At 31.7% G+C, this 18,392-nt stretch carries 15 protein-coding genes; all 15 read left to right on the top strand.

Annotated elements, in window-relative coordinates; translation table 11 throughout:
* Positions 1 to 3,289 (top strand): VirB4 family type IV secretion/conjugal transfer ATPase (locus LS64_RS11480; RefSeq protein WP_238699491.1); only part of this gene is annotated, 3,289 nt, incomplete at its 5' end.
* Positions 3,270 to 3,404, top strand: a complete 135-nt coding sequence (locus tag LS64_RS13715; RefSeq protein WP_272916594.1) for a hypothetical protein — start codon at positions 3,270 to 3,272, stop codon at positions 3,402 to 3,404. The genes LS64_RS11480 and LS64_RS13715, both read left to right, overlap by 20 nt.
* Positions 3,397 to 4,047 (top strand): VirB8 family type IV secretion system protein, encoded by a 651-nt coding sequence (locus tag LS64_RS11475; protein WP_034570226.1) that lies wholly within the window; start codon positions 3,397 to 3,399, stop codon positions 4,045 to 4,047. Before LS64_RS13715 ends, LS64_RS11475 begins: the two co-directional genes overlap by 8 nt.
* 11 nt (positions 4,048 to 4,058) lie before the next feature.
* On the top strand, positions 4,059 to 4,565 hold the full coding sequence (locus LS64_RS11470; protein ID WP_034570227.1) for a hypothetical protein: 507 nt from the start codon (positions 4,059 to 4,061) through the stop codon (positions 4,563 to 4,565).
* Positions 4,566 to 4,758: 193 nt separating this feature from the next.
* Positions 4,759 to 4,932 (top strand): hypothetical protein, encoded by a 174-nt coding sequence (locus LS64_RS12625; protein ID WP_160659359.1) that lies wholly within the window; start codon positions 4,759 to 4,761, stop codon positions 4,930 to 4,932.
* A gap of 10 nt (positions 4,933 to 4,942) precedes the next feature.
* A complete protein-coding gene (locus LS64_RS11465) occupies positions 4,943 to 5,803 on the top strand; it encodes an ssDNA-binding domain-containing protein (protein ID WP_034570229.1) in 861 nt (286 codons plus the stop codon).
* A gap of 438 nt (positions 5,804 to 6,241) precedes the next feature.
* Complete coding sequence (locus tag LS64_RS11460; RefSeq protein WP_034570232.1) at positions 6,242 to 8,173, top strand: type IA DNA topoisomerase; 1,932 nt, start codon at positions 6,242 to 6,244, stop codon at positions 8,171 to 8,173.
* Positions 8,174 to 8,175: 2 nt separating this feature from the next.
* The gene (locus tag LS64_RS11455) at positions 8,176 to 9,615 is read left to right on the top strand and encodes a coiled-coil domain-containing protein (protein ID WP_034570235.1); all 1,440 of its coding nucleotides are present in this window, start codon (positions 8,176 to 8,178) and stop codon (positions 9,613 to 9,615) included.
* The gene (locus LS64_RS11450; RefSeq protein WP_118949402.1) at positions 9,615 to 10,817 is read left to right on the top strand and encodes a hypothetical protein; all 1,203 of its coding nucleotides are present in this window, start codon (positions 9,615 to 9,617) and stop codon (positions 10,815 to 10,817) included. Before LS64_RS11455 ends, LS64_RS11450 begins: the two co-directional genes overlap by 1 nt.
* A 30-nt stretch (positions 10,818 to 10,847) precedes the next feature.
* The gene (locus LS64_RS11445) at positions 10,848 to 12,059 is read left to right on the top strand and encodes an ArdC-like ssDNA-binding domain-containing protein (RefSeq protein WP_034569982.1); all 1,212 of its coding nucleotides are present in this window, start codon (positions 10,848 to 10,850) and stop codon (positions 12,057 to 12,059) included.
* A gap of 31 nt (positions 12,060 to 12,090) precedes the next feature.
* Positions 12,091 to 13,302, top strand: coding sequence for a TrbG/VirB9 family P-type conjugative transfer protein (locus LS64_RS11440; RefSeq protein ID WP_160705136.1), 1,212 nt, complete (start codon positions 12,091 to 12,093; stop codon positions 13,300 to 13,302).
* Between the two features lie 29 nt (positions 13,303 to 13,331).
* Positions 13,332 to 15,071 (top strand): DNA type IV secretion system protein ComB10, encoded by a 1,740-nt coding sequence (locus LS64_RS11435; RefSeq protein ID WP_052062324.1) that lies wholly within the window; start codon positions 13,332 to 13,334, stop codon positions 15,069 to 15,071.
* Positions 15,072 to 15,183: 112 nt separating this feature from the next.
* A complete protein-coding gene (locus tag LS64_RS11430; protein WP_034569979.1) occupies positions 15,184 to 16,176 on the top strand; it encodes a hypothetical protein in 993 nt (330 codons plus the stop codon).
* An 11-nt stretch (positions 16,177 to 16,187) separates the two neighbouring features.
* Positions 16,188 to 16,556 (top strand): plasmid mobilization protein, encoded by a 369-nt coding sequence (locus tag LS64_RS11425; RefSeq protein ID WP_034569971.1) that lies wholly within the window; start codon positions 16,188 to 16,190, stop codon positions 16,554 to 16,556.
* Between the two features lie 117 nt (positions 16,557 to 16,673).
* Positions 16,674 to 18,392 (top strand): type IV secretory system conjugative DNA transfer family protein (locus tag LS64_RS11420; protein WP_138127365.1); only part of this gene is annotated, 1,719 nt, incomplete at its 3' end.

Here is an 18,392-nt window from a genome sequence, read left to right as displayed (position 1 = left end):
AAAAGACTATATGATTTTTTACACTAATCTTAGTGATAAACATTTAGATTCTAATGTAGAAGATTCTAGAAAAAAAGTTTATGCTAGATTTATAAGTGTAAAAGCGTATGAAACCGAAATGGTAAGTAGCATTATCCCAACAGGAATAATTAGAGAATCTAGCGATTATTACTTTATGATTCACTGCGAAGCTATTAATAGAGATGTTGCCATTAAAAAGATTAAAAGAGTTCGCACCTTTAGTGTAGATATTGTCAAAGACCAGCTAGAAGAGTTAGTGCAGCTTTTGCAAAGCGAGAGAGAAAATATTATAAAAATTTCTATGAGTGTGCTATTAGTTTCACACAAAGATTTAGAAGATTTAAATGAAAAAACAGATTCTATGAAATCACTTTTAGAAAAACAAAATCTCTCAATCGTAAAAGAAACACTAAATCAAAAGGCTTTATACTTTAGCTTTTTTCCAAGTCGGGGGAATTTAAATGCTAGAATGCGACACCAAACAGGAGCTGTTTTAAGTAGCCTTTGTCAATTTGAAAACGACATAATCGGTAATAATTCTAATCGCTGGGGAGCTAGACCTATTACTACATTCCAGCATTTAAGTGGTAGTCCTTTTCTTTTTAACTTGCACGATTCAGATTCTAGTTCAGCGGTAGGACATACATTAGTTATCGGTGGAACAGGCTTTGGTAAGACAACAATTATGCAATTTATAATGTTAAATCTTTTTAAATATGATATTAACATTTTTGCAATGGATAAATTACGTGGAATGCACAATTTCACTGAATATTTAGGATGTGAATACCACGATTTAGGTTATGAAAAATTTAAACTTAATCCATTTAGCTTAGAAGATACTGCTGAAAATAATGAATTTTTAAAAATGTGGCTAGGCGATATGATGAATATCACCACAGGAAAAAATGCAAATGAAGCAGAAATTGAAGCAATAAATGTGATTCAAGAAACAATAAAATCTTTGCGTTCAGCATATAAAGGAGTGCAAAAGCAAATCTCTTTAAAAGATTTTTATGATTCTATGAAGCTTACAAATGAAAAAATAAATTTAAAAATGCGACTTGAGCCTTACTTAAATGGCTTATTTGATAATAAAGAAGATGCACTAAATTTCAATAAGCAAATGTCAATTTTAAATATGGATTCTATTTTAAATAATCAAGAACTCGCTGGATTATCCGCAATGTATTTATTCCACAAGATTAAAAACATTTCAAAAAATGCGGATAAAGGTTTCTTTATTTGGATTGATGAGCTAAGAGATTATTTGGGCGTAGAATCTATGCGAACTAAAATCATTGAAGCTATTGTAGAAATTCGCAAAATTAATGGCGTAATCACAATGGGTATTCAAAACTTAGATTTTTTAGATGGCGTGGCAAACTCAAACACATTCATTGATAATATGTCAAACTTTATCATTTTCCCTACAAATGATGAAACTACATTAGCAAAACTGCATGATAGATTAGGACTTAGTGAAACTGAATTAAATTTCTTGCGTTCTGCTAGAAAATCCGCAAGGCAGATTCTATATAAACAAAAAGAAGTGGGAAGCTGTATCTTAGATGTGAATTTAGGAAAGCTTGGTGATTATTTGCGTGTGTTTAGTAGCTCGGCAAATGATGTCGCTCAAATGAATGCCTTAAAATTAGAATATCCTAGAAATTGGCGTCAAATGTATTTGCGAAATATCAAACCAAAAGAAAATATTTCAATAGAAATACAAAAACGACAAGAAGAAGAAATAGAATTTTTACGCAAGAAAGAAGAGTTAGAGCGTGAAATTGAAAAGCAAAGAGTGATTGATGAAGCAAAAGATTTAGAGCAGAAGCAAAAAAATAAATCTCAAGCTGAATTAGTCCAAGAGAATTTAATACAAAAAGATTTAGAATCTAAACAAGATTCTATAAAAAATTCTAAAGATTTAGAATCTGCTGAAACAAAACCAAGCGAATCTATTATGGGAAATGCTAATGCTATTTCAACATTTAAAGAGAAATCTATTGATAATAATATAGCAATAGAGCCTGTAATAGATTCTAAAGAATCAACAATACATGATGACGAAGTCTTAGCAAATGAAAATATAGAAGCAAATATTTACGATGATGATTTTATAGAATCTATGCCGACAAATCCACAAAATTCTAATTTAGATTCTAACAATATGCCACAAATTGATAGCACGAATGCAATGCTTTTAGAAAAAATAGCACAGCTTGAAAATAAAATCAATGTTTTAGAATCTAATAAAAATGTGGAAAATATTACGCAAGATTCTAAAGATATTGATATAGCCGAAATAAACGACACTAAAATTATAGAATCTAGTAATGATTTAATAGAAACTAATTTTAGTGATGAAAGCGATAGTTTAGAGTATTCTAATCCAAAAGAAACGCAAATTATTGAAAAAGTAGATTCTATAAATTTAGAATCTAAAATAAGAGAGCCTTTGAATGAAAGTGATTTTGAAAAGGCTGAGATTGATGAGAGCCAAGAAATAGAATCTATTTACTATGATATAAAACACAACGCCCCTGATGAAAATATAGAATCTAGCATGGTTGATGTGAAAGATTCTAAAATCACACAAGATATTATTTGGGATATTAAAGAAAAAGACGAAGAGCCTTTTGAGCCTACACCGCCTGAAGATTCTGCTAAAGATGTGTGGGCGGATAAACCTAGCGAGAGTGAAACTACTGAATCTAATCCGCAAACCGAGCAAGATTCTATTGAATCTGCTGAATCTAACGAGCAAGATTCTAATATAGATTCTAAAGATTCTAACAGCGAATCTAGTGGCGGAAGCGTAGCTAATACTGAATCTAATGAAAACATAGAATCTAAAGAGAATATAGAATCTAATAATGAAAATAACGAGCCACAAGAAATTATTATAAAGCCTATTGAAAATCAACAAGATTCTAATAATGAATCTAGCGAAGCTTTAAACGCAGAATCTAGCGAGAATACAATCCAAGATTCTAACACTGAATCTAGCGAGAATGAAAACATAGAATCTAACACGCAAGATTCGCAACAAGATTCTAATGAAAACGAAAATATAGAATCTAGCCACGAGCAAGAGCAAGATTCTAAGCAGAATTTAGAATCTAATCCGCAAGATTCTAACACTGAATCTAATGATAAAAACTTAGATTTCTTAAATAGCGAAGATTCTTTTACACACGAAATAGAATCTAACGAAGAATCTAAACCCCAAAAGGAGAGAAATTATGAAAATGTTAATGCTTAGTTTAATCGTGTTTATCATTTACACAGGATGTAGTAATGCCAAAATGAAGCCACCTAAAAAGTCGCCCTGTGCGTGTTATGACATTATCATAGATATGGAGAATAAAAATGTATGAAGATAGAGAGCTAAAAACTGACCCTAATTACATTTTCCGCACCGAGCGTAATGTAAAAAGCTATATGTTTTTATGGATACTCACTTTAAGCCTAATAATCGTGCTTTTAGTGATAGGATTTTTTGTCCTACTTCCATTAAAACAAAAAGAGCCTTACTTAGTCTTTTTTTCAAACGCAGATACAAATTTCGTGCGAGTTGAACAGGCTAACTATAACATTCGAGCGGATGAAGCCTTGCTAAAAAGCATTATCGCTTCATATCTAATAAATAGAGAAACGATAAATCGCATAGATGATGTCGAGCGTTATGAAAAAGTGCGACAACAAAGTAGTAAGCAAGTGTGGGAAGTCTTTGAAAAAATTGTCAAACAAGATGGCTCAATTTATTCAAGCAAGGATATTTATAGAGATGTGAAAATTGTGAATTTATCTATTTTGTCAAATAATGTGGCAAATATAGATTTTGTAGCAAATACAAGAGCAGGAGCAAGTAGGATGAATAATATGAAACGATATAGGGCGACTATCGGTTATGATTTTGTGAATCAAGAGTTGAGTTTTGATTCTGTGCCTGAAAATCCAAGCGGTTTTGTGGTTAATGGCTACGCCTTAACTGAAATTTACGAAGACAATAACAAATAAAGGAGCAGAAAATGTCAAATGAATTTAATGTGAAAAAAGTTAGCATTGATGAGCTAAACAAAGATTCTAAAGGTTTTAATAGTGGGAATGCAGGGCAAAAGAGTAGCTTTACTAATTCTAGCAGTGCTACTAATACTGCAAACTCTAGCAGTGTGGGTAATAATTCTAGTGCTACTAACTCTAGCAATGCTACGCCAAAGGAAAATACTAAGATTGAATCTAAAGTGGATTCTAAAGATTCTAAAGATTCCAAAGTGGAATCTAAAGATAAAGATTCTAAAGTAGAGAGTAAAGAATCTAGTGAATCTAAATTAGAAATTAAAAGATTTAGTTTCGAGCAATTAAAAAATCGCAATAAAAAGCAAGTAAAAAAAGATTCACTAATTAAAAAGCGTGATAAATTGCAAGAGCAATACGACAATCTTTTTAAAGAATATGAAAAAATGGAAAATAAAATTCAAAATCTAGCAAATGATTTAGATAATTTGGAAAAACAAATTAATGAAAGGGAATCTTAAAAAATGTTTTTATGAAACGCACACACACCACGCCCGCTCGCCCCGAAGCCTACCCTACGCTTCGTTTCACTACGCTTACGCCGCTGCGCTGGGCGTGGTGTGTGTGCTTAAAGGATTTAAAAATCTAATATAAGGATTTATAGAATCTTTATACTAGGTTTTTACACCTAAGATTAAATTTAAAGGATAAGCAATGAATTTTGATGTTGAAAAAATGGGAAAGAGCGAGAGAGCTTTTTATGAAAATTGGCGTGAATTACAAGATTTACCTGATGGCGAGATTATGACTCTTGATTTAAACAATCCGCAAGACTTGGAAATCGCAAAAGAGCTAGGCTATGACGAAGTGGAAGCAGAAATTGCATAAGGAGTAAAAAATGGCACAATATCTAAATAACAATGGCGAAATTGTCAATAAACACTACAATGAAATGAGACCTGATGAAAAGCTTAATACAATAGCAAGAAGCAAGGTATTTAGCATGGGGTCAGCTATCAACAAGGTAAAAGCAAATGGCGATAAACCATTCTATGAAAAGCCTATGAGTGCTAAGGAAATCGTTGATACGATGCCCTTTAACGCACTAACAGGAAAGCCTTTTACCAAAGCAGAAGAAGTGCATTTAAGGCTTGAGTGCCAAGCTAATGGCTACAAAGATTTAAGATTTGTAACTGAAAATGAAGCAAAGCTAATTGACCCAAATGCAAGGCTAAAAGAATATGTTGATGAAAGGACAGGCGAGAGCAGAAAAGTTGATGGCATTGTAACTGATAAACTTCAAACTGAAGCCTACCGCAGAAATGAAAAAGGCGAAATCGTAAAATATCAGCAAGATGTAAAAAACAAAAAAGGAGAAATAATACACGCAAAAGGCGATAATATGCTTGAAAAGCTACATGAGCCAAAAGTGTATAAAATCCCACTCTATCATGTAAGTCAGTTTGAAAATCTTAAGCTGAGCAAAGATTTACCAAAGCTAAATAAAGAAGCGGTAATGGAACAGCAAAAAGATTATATAAATAGTAATAGACAAATTTCCTACAAAGCTATTGATAGAATAGAAAAGCAAGGAATGAATAGTGGCATTTGTAATCAAATGAAACAATTTATGGATTGCAGGGCAAAAGGCATAAATTTCGGTGGCAAAGAGCAATATCAGCAACAAGATAAGCAACAAGAGCAAGAAAAGACACAAGCCAAAGCTCCAAAGAAAAAGGAGACAGCACGAGAAATGTAGCCAAAGGCTTAAAGTGTTAAAGCTATCAAAAGTGTAATAATTTTCTAGCTTAGATTCTATAAATTCTAAGTTTTTAAATATTACATTAAGGGTGGCTGGGCGGGATAGTTTGTGGAATCTAAAACTAAAATTACCCTTTCATTTTAGTTTGTAATTCTCATTTTAACACTTTGTGAGCCTTGCATAGAATCTAATTTAATAGATTCTAAAGTTCTTTACTTAAAGATTTCTTAGTTTAAAACTAACATACGTTTTCTCTTTATTTTTTAGGAGCAATCCTAGAAATGCTAGAAACTTTTTTTAAATCTAAGTTTTTTAGATTTTAAAAAGGTTTTAAAAGGTTTTGGTAGGTTTTAAATTCTAAAAACTACTAAAAAGTGTTTAAAACTATTTATAAAGATTAAAAAATCTTAAAAAAGATTTAAAAGGTTAAAAAATATGAAAGATTCAATCATAATCATAGAATCACCAAATAAGTGCGAGAAAATCGCTTCTTACACAGGAGCTAAAGTCTATGCTACAAAAGGGCATTTTAAAGAGCTAGACAATGATTTTATCGACTTTGGCACATATAATCCTAAGTTTGTGATTAAAAAAGATTCTAAAAAACATATAGACTTTTTGTTATCGCAATGCAAGGGCAAAAATGTGTATATTGCTACCGACCCTGATAGAGAAGGTTATGCAATAGGTTTTATGTTTTATGAAATTATCAAAAATATTGCTAAAAGCATTAAAAGGGCTGAGTTCCACGAGATTACGCAAAGTGGCATTAAAAAGGGTATAGAATCTAGCAAGGATTTTGCTACTACAAATAAGAATTTGTGGGAAGCAGCTAAGGCTAGGATTGTCGGCGATAAACTTGTCGGCTTTATTATGAGTCCAAAACTAGGAGCTAACTTTGGCGTGTATAAAAATAATAGCGTAGGGAGAGTGCAAACACCTGCACTTGCACTAATTGTAAAGCGTGAAAAAGAGATTTTAGAGTATGAAAAACAGCCAAAAGAACAAAGACTTAGCTATAAAATCACTGCTAAAATAGATTTAGATTCTAAAGAATATGTGCTAAATAATGATAATACATTTAATACGAGAGAAGAAGCTCAACAATTCCTAGATTCTATCGTAGATATTAGAGAAGCAAAGTTAGAAAATATAGAATCTAAAGAGAGCAAAAAGTCCCCACCAAAGCCTTTTCAAGCCACTACCTTAATTAAGGAAGCAAATAAAAGATTTAGATTTAGTAGTAAAGACAGCATGGACTTAGCTCAAAAGCTTTTTGAAAAAGGCTTAATCACATATCACAGGACAGATAGTGAAGCAATTTCAACTAGCTTTATAGACGAGCTAGAAAAGGCTTTTAATAAAGAATCTTGGTTTCAAAAGCGAATTTATACCGCAGGGAAACACTCACAAGCTGAAGCCCACGAAGCTATTAGAATCACGCACATTAACGAAGATATTAGTAAGCTAGATTCTAAAGAAACGCAACTTTATAATCTAATTAAAGATAATAGCATTTACAGCCAAAGCAAAGATTCTATATATTTGCAAAACAAATATGAATTTAATATCCTAAGTAGGACATTTACACTAAATTTATCCATTCCAAAATATAAAAGTGTGTTTGAATCTAAAGATATAGAATCTGATGACGAAAATACTGAAATACAAAGCGATAAAATCCCTAACATTCAAAAAGGCTCAAGTGTTGCAATCAAAGGCTATGAAATAAAAGAGAGTGAAAAAGCCAAGCCAAAACGCTACAAAGAGAGTGATTTTATCCCACTATTGCAAAAGGAGGGGATAGGGCGACCTAGCACGTTTGCTACCTTTATCCCTACACTTTTAAAAAGGGAATACATTGAGATTCTAAAAGATAAAAAGGGCGAGTATTTAAAAGCGACTGAAAAGGGCATAAAAGCCATTGATTTTCTAACAAAAGATAATGATACATGGATTATCACAAGTGAATTTACAAAGCAAATGGAAAATACACTTGATAAAATTACTGAATCTAAGGCTACATATTTAGACTTTATAAAGCAACTGCATTCAAAAATGAATAATTTTATACCTAATAAAATTGAAAAAAAGCCACCTACGCAACCACAAATTGAATTTGCGAAAAAGTTAGCTTCTGCAAATAATATCGAGTTACCAAAGAGTGCGTTAGATTCTATGAAAGAGTGCTGTGATTTTATAGAAAAATATAATCGCCCTAGCCAAAAGCAAGTCGAGTTTGCTAAAAAAATAGCAAGTGATTTAAATATAAAACTGCCTAAAGACTTAGAATCTAACTCAAAAGTTTGCATGGAATTTATTGCAAATAATAAAGATAAAGCCTTTAAGAGCAAGAAAGGAGCGTAGTTATGAATGAAGATGTAATTGATATTGATTCTGTAACATTTGAAAATGATGATAGCTATAATGAAGCTAATTCATTTAATGAGCCTGTTGTAGATAATAGTTTCGAGCAAACACCAGCACAAATTTCACGTAGTGAAAATGAAGCTGAATTGCGAGAGTTAGCTAGACAAAATGAAAGATACAACAAAAATAATGAGCGAGAATTTGCTAATACGCAAGATTCTATCAATAATGATATTAGCGAGAATAACGATATTAGCAATACTCAAATACAAGATAACACAAAGAGAAGCAATGAAAAAAAATCGCAATCTTTAGAATCTCAAATGGTAAATGAAAATTCTAAAGAGCAAGTAGCACAAGAAATGGCAAAAGAGCGTGAAAACAAAAACGTTCAAAAATCACCTGAAACTTTAGCAATGCAAAAAAGATTCGAGAATCTAAATAAAGAAATAGAGCAAGATAAACAAATGCACTTTCAAAATATAGCAAATCACCCAACTGCTGATATTGTCGAGCCACAAACTAACACGCAGATAAAAGCCAAACAACAAGATTCTGAATCTAAAGAAAATGAAAATAATCAAAATGCTAATTTAGAATCTAACAATAAAGATTCCAAAAAAGAGAAAAAGCAAATAGACAATATGCTATATGTCGAGCATGACCAAAACCTAGACTTTTTTAATAGAAAGCCTTATCAAAGAGATGCTTTATGGGAACAAAATCAACAAGGCGAAATCGGCTTAAATAAATTTGCAAATGATTTTCCAGCTATCAAAAAAGTCTTTGATTTAAACGATGAAATCAATAGTTTAAAGAAAGAAAATCAAGAGCTAGAAAATCCGCAAGAACAAAAAAGAAATCACTTTGATAAAGAAAAATTTGATAAAAATCAAAGGCGAATCGATGAAGCCGAGCAAGAATTAGACAAAGCCCTAGATAATCTAACAAAAGTGCGAAGCTTTGCAGATTTAATTCGTGCAATATATATGCTCAATGAAGCTCGTTTTGAAATGAAAGAAGCAAATAAAATTATGCAAAACGACCCACAAATAAGGGAAATAATGGAAGCACACCAGCAAGGCAAAATCTTAACAAAAGAAAACTTAATCAAAGGCTTAACATACCTAAAAGCGAATAGCTACGATAAGCTAAGAGATGCAGTAATAGAGCGTCAAAAAGAGCATAATATGGCAAAAAACATAGATAATGAAATAGAAAAATACAAAGGAAGCATAAGCCAAGCTCAAAAATCCATACATATACAAAACATTCAAAATAGCTTGAATGAATGTGAAAAAACATTACCAAAATTCAACAAGCCAAATCGTTATCAGCGGTTAGTCGAAAAGAGCAATCACTATATTAAAGAACACAACAAGGAGCTTAGTAAAAATAAAACACAAGAGACAAATATTAATCAAAGTAGGAGTAGATAATGAAAGATTCTAACATTTCTATTTCCATTACTAATGATAGCCCCCACGCTTTAAGTGGTTGGAATCTTAAGCAGGTCAAAGATTTAAACGAGCTAAGTTTCATAGTAAAAAACTTTAAATACTCAAATGCCATTTTTAAAAATAATTATAGAAAGGGCGAGAATGTGGAATCTTTTAATAATCTAATAATTTATGATATAGATAACGACAAAGATAAGCCAAATCTAAGCCTAGATTCTGCAATTAAGCATTTTAAAAAGCTAGATTTTAAAGCCCTAATAATCCCTAGCAAAAGCCACAATATAGAAAAAAATGGCTACATTGCAAATAGATATAGAATCTTAATCCCTACGCAAACGCCACTCACACTAACAAATAAAGATGAGTTTAGAGAATTTCAAAGCCTTGTGGCAAAAGCTCTAAATATAGAATCTTTTGTGGATAAAGCAGCCCTTAATGATAAAGCAAGATTCTATAATCAAAGTCCAAACCACGCACAGCCTATAATCATAGAATCTAATAACACAATGGATATAAAAAAACTAGAGCTTGAAGCTAAAAATAATATCGCAAATAAGCAAAAGCAAAAGCAAATCGAGCTAGAAAAGCTAAAGGCTATTAAGTTAGATTCTAAAGAATATAAAAAAGTGCCTATGCTAAAACAAAGCGATTATCTAACCTACATAAATAGCGATGGATTTAACACGATTTTGAATAAATATAGCATTGCAAATTTTGTGCGGAAGCTAGAAAATGTGAAAGATGAATACAACGATGGCTACAATATGATAAAGACACCCACCGCCAAATATGCACTTATAGAATCTGATAATTTGTTGCATGATTTTAAAAGCGGAGAGACTTATAATGTATATACATATTTGGCAAAGATTCTAAACACAAATATCGCAAATAATATCGCTAGAGAGTTTGAGAAAATGACAGGGGAAAATGTTTTAAGCCTTAATCAAAAGCTTATAGATACACATTTAAAAACTGCGTTGAAAACTGCCACAAATGATAAAAGCTTAGAATCTAATCTTAAAAAGCTTTTTAAAGTGGAAGTTGTAAAGTTTCATTATGGCAGTGGCGACCCTTATTTAAAGATTGCTGATAAAAAAATCACTGATATTGACTTTAAAAAAGTGATTGATACTTTAAAGCAAAATAGAGAAAAATCTAAATCAATGGAAAGGATTTAGTATGACAAATTTAATTTTAAGGAGCAAACAATGACAACATTAGAAAAAGAAGCATTAGATTTAATTCTAATAAGCAGAACAAGACAAGCAGAAGCAGATGGCAAAGAACACCAAAAAAATTCGCCAAAACTTAATGGAAATATAGTATTTGGGACATTTCTTAAAGAAATGAAAGGACATAAGGCAGAAATTGCAAATATGGATTTCAAAGATGCAATAGACTTAACCGCTCAAAAATTTTCTAATTTAGGAGAAAAATTTGAAAGCTGGGCTGATAACGCTGATGATTTCATTCATAGACAAATGGAAAAAGGTTTAGGATATTATGTTAATTCACCATATAGAAATCAATGGGAAGGCTCAAGAGATGCACTAAATAATATAACAAGTGGTTTAAAAATCTTTGCTATTCAAGAATTACAAAATTTAAAAACAATGGATAATGCAAAATTACAAGAATTTGTTAATGAAAAGAAAGAAGATTTAGGAATATCAAACACGCAAACACAACAAAACACACAAGCTCAACAGCCTTTGCAACAAGAAAAGCAACAAATCCATAATCAAATTATGGAATCTAAAGATTCTAGAGAATTAGAGCAAGGCTACTTAGAATCTTGCAAAATACAAGTGGCAATGACTTGCAAGGCTAGAAAAATGTTTTGGAAGCAAGACAAAACAAAAGAGCAACTAGACAGGGAAATTACATATAATGGTATCACAGGCAAGGCATATTTAGGAGCTAATGGATTAATAATTCAAATGGATGCCGCTAGAAATGAATATAGCAATCCTGTGTATTTAACACAAAAACAAGCCCAAGACTTATGCGATGCCACCTTGAAAAAAGATGCTAAGGGCGTATCAATAGAAATTCAAAACAAACAAACAGGAGAAACAATCTATCCAAAAGTTTATCATGCAAGTCAATTTGACAATTTAGACACTTCTAAATTAAAACCAAAAGACTTAGGAAGCGTTGAAAAACTGCGTGAAAACTACAATAAAACCCCTGATAAAATCGTATTTAAACGATTAGAAAAAATGGGGCTTTATGAAAATACACTAAAAGAATTTCAAAGTTATTTAAAAGCTCAAACGCTAGGACATAACTTTGTAGCAGAAAAAATGCAAAGTTACAACAAAAATTATCAACAAAATTATCAACAAAATAGGCAATACCAGCCAAACAATCAATATCGAAATAATCAATACCAAAAGAATCAATATCAAGGTAGATAAGGAGCAAAAAATGAATATCAAAGGAGAGAAAATGTTTAAAAGAGCATTAGATAGAAATAAAGGCTTAGTGTTTATTGTGATAGCTATTTTACTATATGCAATTCAGTTTAAATATCTTTATGGTGCGAGTGTGTGGAGTAGCGAAGACCAAGCCGAGCTAAATCGCCGAGTGCAAGAGAGTAGCGGACAAATGATAGACATGGCAAAAGAAATGGCAAAAGCTCAAAATGAAGCCCAGCTTGAATTAGAGCGAGAGAGAGCTAGGATAAAAAAGGAGGGTGAAAGCCCCCTTTTAAATAGCACGAGCAAGGATTTTACGTCTAGCACCGTGATTTCTAAAAAAGGCAAAGAGCAGAACTTCTCAAAAGGAAGCGGAAATAAAAATGTAAAAAGACCAGCTAACACCGCTAAAATGCCTGAATATAACATTAAAAACGATAAAGGCGAATCTTTAAAGCCTGAAGAGCTAGAAATGCTAATGAATGCCTATCGCACACATAATCTTAAATCAATCCAACAAAATTTCTTTGATTATGATTATGAGCCAACGCAAAATACTATGAATGTGCTTGAAAAGAAAGATAGCACAATTCGCATTCGCACACGTTATGCCATGACTACAACTATTATAATGGAAGCACCCATTGATTATTATGTGCTAGGAGATTCAGTAGGATTTGAAGTAAATGAGTTACCAAATAATCCAAACGCACTAGCTGTAAAGCCTAATTTAATCGGCATTGACACGAATTTAACGATTTTCACAAAAGATAAGAAAATATATAGCATTTATTTATTTTCTACTGATTATAAGTCAAATAAAGCACCACAATTAATCGTTAATATCAAAACGCCCTACACCAAAGAAGAAATAGAAAAAATGGCAGAAGAAAAGGCATTAAAAGAGCGTTTAGATAGAGATACTTATTTAACAATAGGTAGTGGGATAAATAAGATTAAGATTAAAAGAGCAGATATTGATAAACGCTACGAGCAAAAGGGCAAAAAGAAAAATAGATTCTTATTTGCAGAAGAAATATTTAGTGATAAGCAATTCACTTACTTTAAATACGATAAAGAAAAAATGCCTGAAATGCCAGCTGTGTGGGTAGTTGTGGATAAAAAAGATAGTCCTATTACTTCTCGCATTATTGATAATTATTTAGTCGCAGAGACTATCGCTGATAAATTTACCATTCGCATAGGAGATTCTTATATTTGCGTGAATAAAAAGAAAAAATAGCAAATTTATAGAATCTAAAAGGAGTAAAAATGAAAAAATTTAGTATTTTTATATCACTTACACTAGCTTTTATGTGGGCGGAGAGTCCTTTAGACATTCCAAAAGAGACTAAACAAACGCCACAAAATAATGTAAATAGTGTAAATAATTCTATTCCTAAAGATTTTATAAAAGCACCAAGTAATATAGAATCTAGAAAAGATTCTAAAGAAATTAATAATCTATCAAATGCAAGTAAAGAGAATCTTGATTATCTATTCGAAGATTCTAATACTAAATATCCTGTAAGCGATTATATTTGGCAAAAAGAGAGAACTTACCAAGATATAAACTCACTATTTAACAATAATAAAACTGCAAATATGGTAATCGTAGGATATGACGCACAAGGAAATCCTATCTACCAAGATGCACAAGGCAATCTATATGATAGCAAGGGCAATAAGATTCAAAAAACCCTAAAACAACTAATGGAAGAAGAAAAAGCAAGGCTAGAAGCCGAGCGTAAAAAACTCCAAAAAGTTAGCAAAGAGCAATTAAAAAATATGCTAATTGTGGGCTTTGATAAAGATGGGAAGCCTATATACCAAGATTCTAATGGTAATCTTTATGATAGCGATGGAAATTTGCTAAATAAAACACTAAATCAAGTGATTCAAGAAAGCAAGGCTTATGAAGCACAAAAATTAGCAAATGGCAATAAAAATGCAAATGCTAATAACGCAAATAACACTAAAAATGCTAATTCAAAATCTAACAATAAAACTAGCAATAAAGCAAATTCTAAAAGCAATGCTAAATCAAATAAAAACGCTAAAAACAAAGCTGATAAGAAAAAAGAGCTAACACCTGAAGAAATTGAAGCCCTTTTTGAATCTAGTCAAAAAAGAAGAAATCCATTACTTGATGAATATGGAATGAGCCAAGAAGAGTGGGATGAATTAATGAATAGCAATAGCGATGTATATCGTGGAGCTGATGGGAAGCTTTATGCTAATTTATACCGAGATACGCTTTTAGGACAAAGGAATGGAATCCAAACAAAAGACGAAGATAATGTGCGTTATGGCGATTCTAGATTCAGCAACCAAGAAAATGTCGATGAAGCCACAAACGAACATAAACTATATCGCACGATATTAGCAGGGAAGCTTATTCCAGCGATACTTCTAACACCTATTAGTAGTGAAATAGAAGGCTTAGTCCAAGCTCAAGTAGAGCAAGATATATACGCAAACATGGGCAGGGCAGTATTAATTCCACGTGGCTCAAAAGTGCTAGGATTCTATAAAAACGACAATGATGTAGGACAAAGCAGACTACAAATTGTGTGGAGAGAAATTATCACGCCACAGGGCGTAAATATGTTGCTTACAAACGCAGTAGCAAACGACCAAGAGGGTTATGCTGGAGCTAAAGGGCATTTAAACAATAAATATTGGCAACGTTATGGCATGGGAATATCTATGCAAACACTTGCAAATGCTTTAACTTTTGGTATTTCAAATATGACACAACAGCCAAATTCAGGGGTTACAGCTCAATACATGGCTGGGAATATTTTATCTCAAAGCCAACAAGATATAAATAGCGTAATAAAGCAAATCATTTCAAAGCAAAGCCAAATTAAGCCTGTGATAACGATAAAGGCTGGAAGCAGAATCTATATCACGCCAACAGCTCATATATGGTTTCCTATACCAAAAAATAACGAGACGATGGCTAGATATTTTAACGAAGACGAGCAGGAGAGTTTAAATGATTACTAGATTTTTTAAGCCAAAGGATAAAGGCACAAGGGAACTTTTAAGGAAATTTAGAATGTTTAAAAGGGTTTTTAGTGCTTTAAAACTATTTAAAAATATTAAAAAAGGATAGAAAATGGAAAATTTAGAGTATGAAAAAGCAATTTTAGTTACACAAAGCGAAGATTCTAATGATTCGTCATTGCGAGAGAGCGAAGCGAACGAAGCAATCCAAGATTCTAATCAATCTAACATAGAATCTAATCCGCAAGATTCTACTGAATCTAATATAGAATCTAACGAAGATTCTACACGATTTATTGACACTGCCACAGGAGCTGAAATCACTTTTGAAGAATATCAAAACCACGAACGTCCGCAGGATATTAAAATCATTTCGCAAAATATTGACTTTAAAAATGAAATAGATTCTAAAGAGTGGGAAGCTTATAGCAATATAGAATCTAATTTAGATTCAGTAGATAAAACAAACTGCAATATCGATAACGACATAGAATCTAATACACAAGATTCTAACGAAACTTTAGAAATTAACACTGCCGATAAAGAAGCCTTTAAAAAAGGCATAAAAGAAGTCTTTAGATTCTTTTTTCTCTATAAATCCAGCAAGGAAATCACAAAATTAGATTCTATGTTTATGGATAATCTTGCAAACTATATTGAATATTTAGTGAATGAAAGCGTGAATGAAAGGCTAAAACACTTAGATACTTTCAAAGAAAAAACAATCAATGAAATTTATCACTTGCAAAACAAAATTAATGAGCTTTCAAATAAAATCGATGAAAAAAACAAATATGAAAAATTAGAAAAAGCCATAAATTACACAAAATTTTATAAAGCAAAATATGAATTTTTAGAAGCAAATAGAGATTATTTATATTATTTAAGCGAAATAAAAAAATTAACTCCCAAAGAAATTAGTATTGTCTTAGAAAAAAATTGCAATATAGATATAAACGATGGATATTTATATTCACATATTGCTGATATTAGAAACAATCAATTTAAACAATATTTTGAAAAAAAATATGCTGAATTTTTAAAACAAGATTCTAACCAAAAAATAGAATCTAATATCCCAACCCCAAAAGATTCTGAACGTTAAAAGGATAAATTATGAAAAAAGACAACTTTTTAATATTTCGCCTTAATACAAAAGATTTAGAAAAAATCACGCAAGATAGCAAAAAACTAAATCTTACAAAATCCCAGCTACTAAGGCTTTATATTCATAATAAAAAGCTAAGTGCGACTTTGGCTACTTTTGCAAAAAATGTTGAATTTAATAATGCAATGCTAAATGAATTATCTCGCATAGCAGGGAATATCAATCAAATAGCTTATCGTTTGAATATCGATAGCACGACAAACTTAGATTCTATAAATGAGTTTAAAAAAGAAGCAATGCAAACAAAAAAGATTTTCGCCCTAATGGCACAAAATATCAAAGAATCTAACAAAAAGTTAGACAATCTCAAAGGTTAAATTATGCAAGATTCTAAAGATTTTAAAACATTTTATAAAAATTTTAAAACTTTTATAAGACTTCATAAAGGTTTTAATAGGTTTTTGGAATCTAAAAACTACTAAAAAGGTATAAAAATGGAGCAAAAGCGAACACCATTACAGCAATTAGTGCGAGGTAGCATTATAATATTTACTTCAATATTAGCAAGTGTGCTAATTTACTTTGGCACGAGTGCGTGGATATTTGAAATTCCTATTTGGAATATTAGTGAATTACTAGAGCATGGCTATATTGTCTTTACTAATCTTGGTAATCCATATTTAAAACTAAAGGCTTATTATCCTATTGCTTATGCGAGTATTCCTTATATTTGTTGTATTGTGTATTGGCTACTTGATAATAATTCTATAAAAAATAGTTATGGAAATGCTAGATTTGCTACTACTAAAGATTTTAAAGAAATGGGGCTAAACTTAGAATCTAAAGGCGTTCAATTTGCCTGTATGATAAAAGGTAAAAAGAGAATCCCTATATCTACTCAAAAGCCCCTAGCAATACTAATCGTAGCTCCAGCTGGAACAGGTAAGACAGCTAGTGTGGCTTTACCTAATTTGTTTAGTTTGCCTAATTCTTGCTTTGTGCTAGATATAAAGGGCGAATTATTAGAAAAATCCGCTGGATTTAGACAAAAAAACTTTAAGAATGAAATATTAGTATTTAGTCCGCTAGATAAACGAAACTCAATGTATTTTAATCCTTTTGATAATACAATTATTAAAGACTTTGATTTTGTAGAAATGATGCAACTAGCCGACCAAATCGCAGGAACAATCTTTGTAGGCGAAAAAGGGAAAGAAAACGACCATTGGGTAGTTTCTGCAAAAACATTATTTACATTCTTTGCACTTTATAGTATGCAAAAGTATAAAAACGCTACTTTGGGAGAATTAAGCCAAGCACCAAAGAAAGATTATTATGATGAATTACAAGGCGACTTTAAGAAAAAAGTTAGCAGGGAAGCTACATTCCATAAAAAAACAGGCGAGAGATTGACTGAAGAAGAAGTAAGCATTTATCAATATCCTAACGACTTAGAAACAAAATTAGAAAAAGACCCCGACCAAATAAGCGAAATATGGAAAACATGGCTAACGCAAGTAAGCGAAGATACCACATTAGATGACTTTGTGCGTAACCAAGCAAGAGCTTATCAAAGTGCCGCAGAGACAGAGTTTGCAAGTATTAAATCAACTTATGATACTTTTATGAAAGTCTTTGCTAATCCAAAAGTCGCCGAAGCCACTTCTAAAATGAGTTTTGATTACGAAGATTTAAGGGAGAAAAAGATAACTGTGTATGTTGTGATTCAAACGCAAGATATGGATATTCTAGCTCCTTTAGTTAGAATCTTAGTTGAATCTATGTTTAAAAAGCTTATGTTTAATGAAAATAGCAACCCTGATAAATTCATTTACTTTATCTTAGATGAGTTTATTCGTTTTGGTAAGATGAGCTTTTTACTTGAAGCCCCAGCACTTTGTCGCTCTTATGGACTTGTCCCACTTTATATCACGCAAAGCTACGAGCAGATTAAAAAATACTATGGCGATGATGATTTAAAAATCTTAAGGGCAAATGCGGCATTCCAAGTCGTATTTAGAATGAATAGTTTTGATGATGCTAAAACTTTAAGCGATATGATAGGCGACTACACACGCAAAAAGCTATCTACGTCAAAAGATTCTATGGCAGTCTTAAAGAAAAATAATAGCATAAGCGAAGAGGGCTATAAACTCGTTACACCACAAGATATTTTATCTAGCCCTGATGGGCAAGTGTTTGTCTTAGTCGGT

Origin of the sequence: Helicobacter saguini (assembly GCF_000762875.2) — a bacterium.
In the GTDB taxonomy this organism is placed as follows: Bacteria; Campylobacterota; Campylobacteria; order Campylobacterales; family Helicobacteraceae; genus Helicobacter_A; species Helicobacter_A saguini.
The sequence above is the reverse complement of the archived record's forward strand: the minus strand, read 5'-3'. Positions and strand labels throughout refer to the sequence as shown.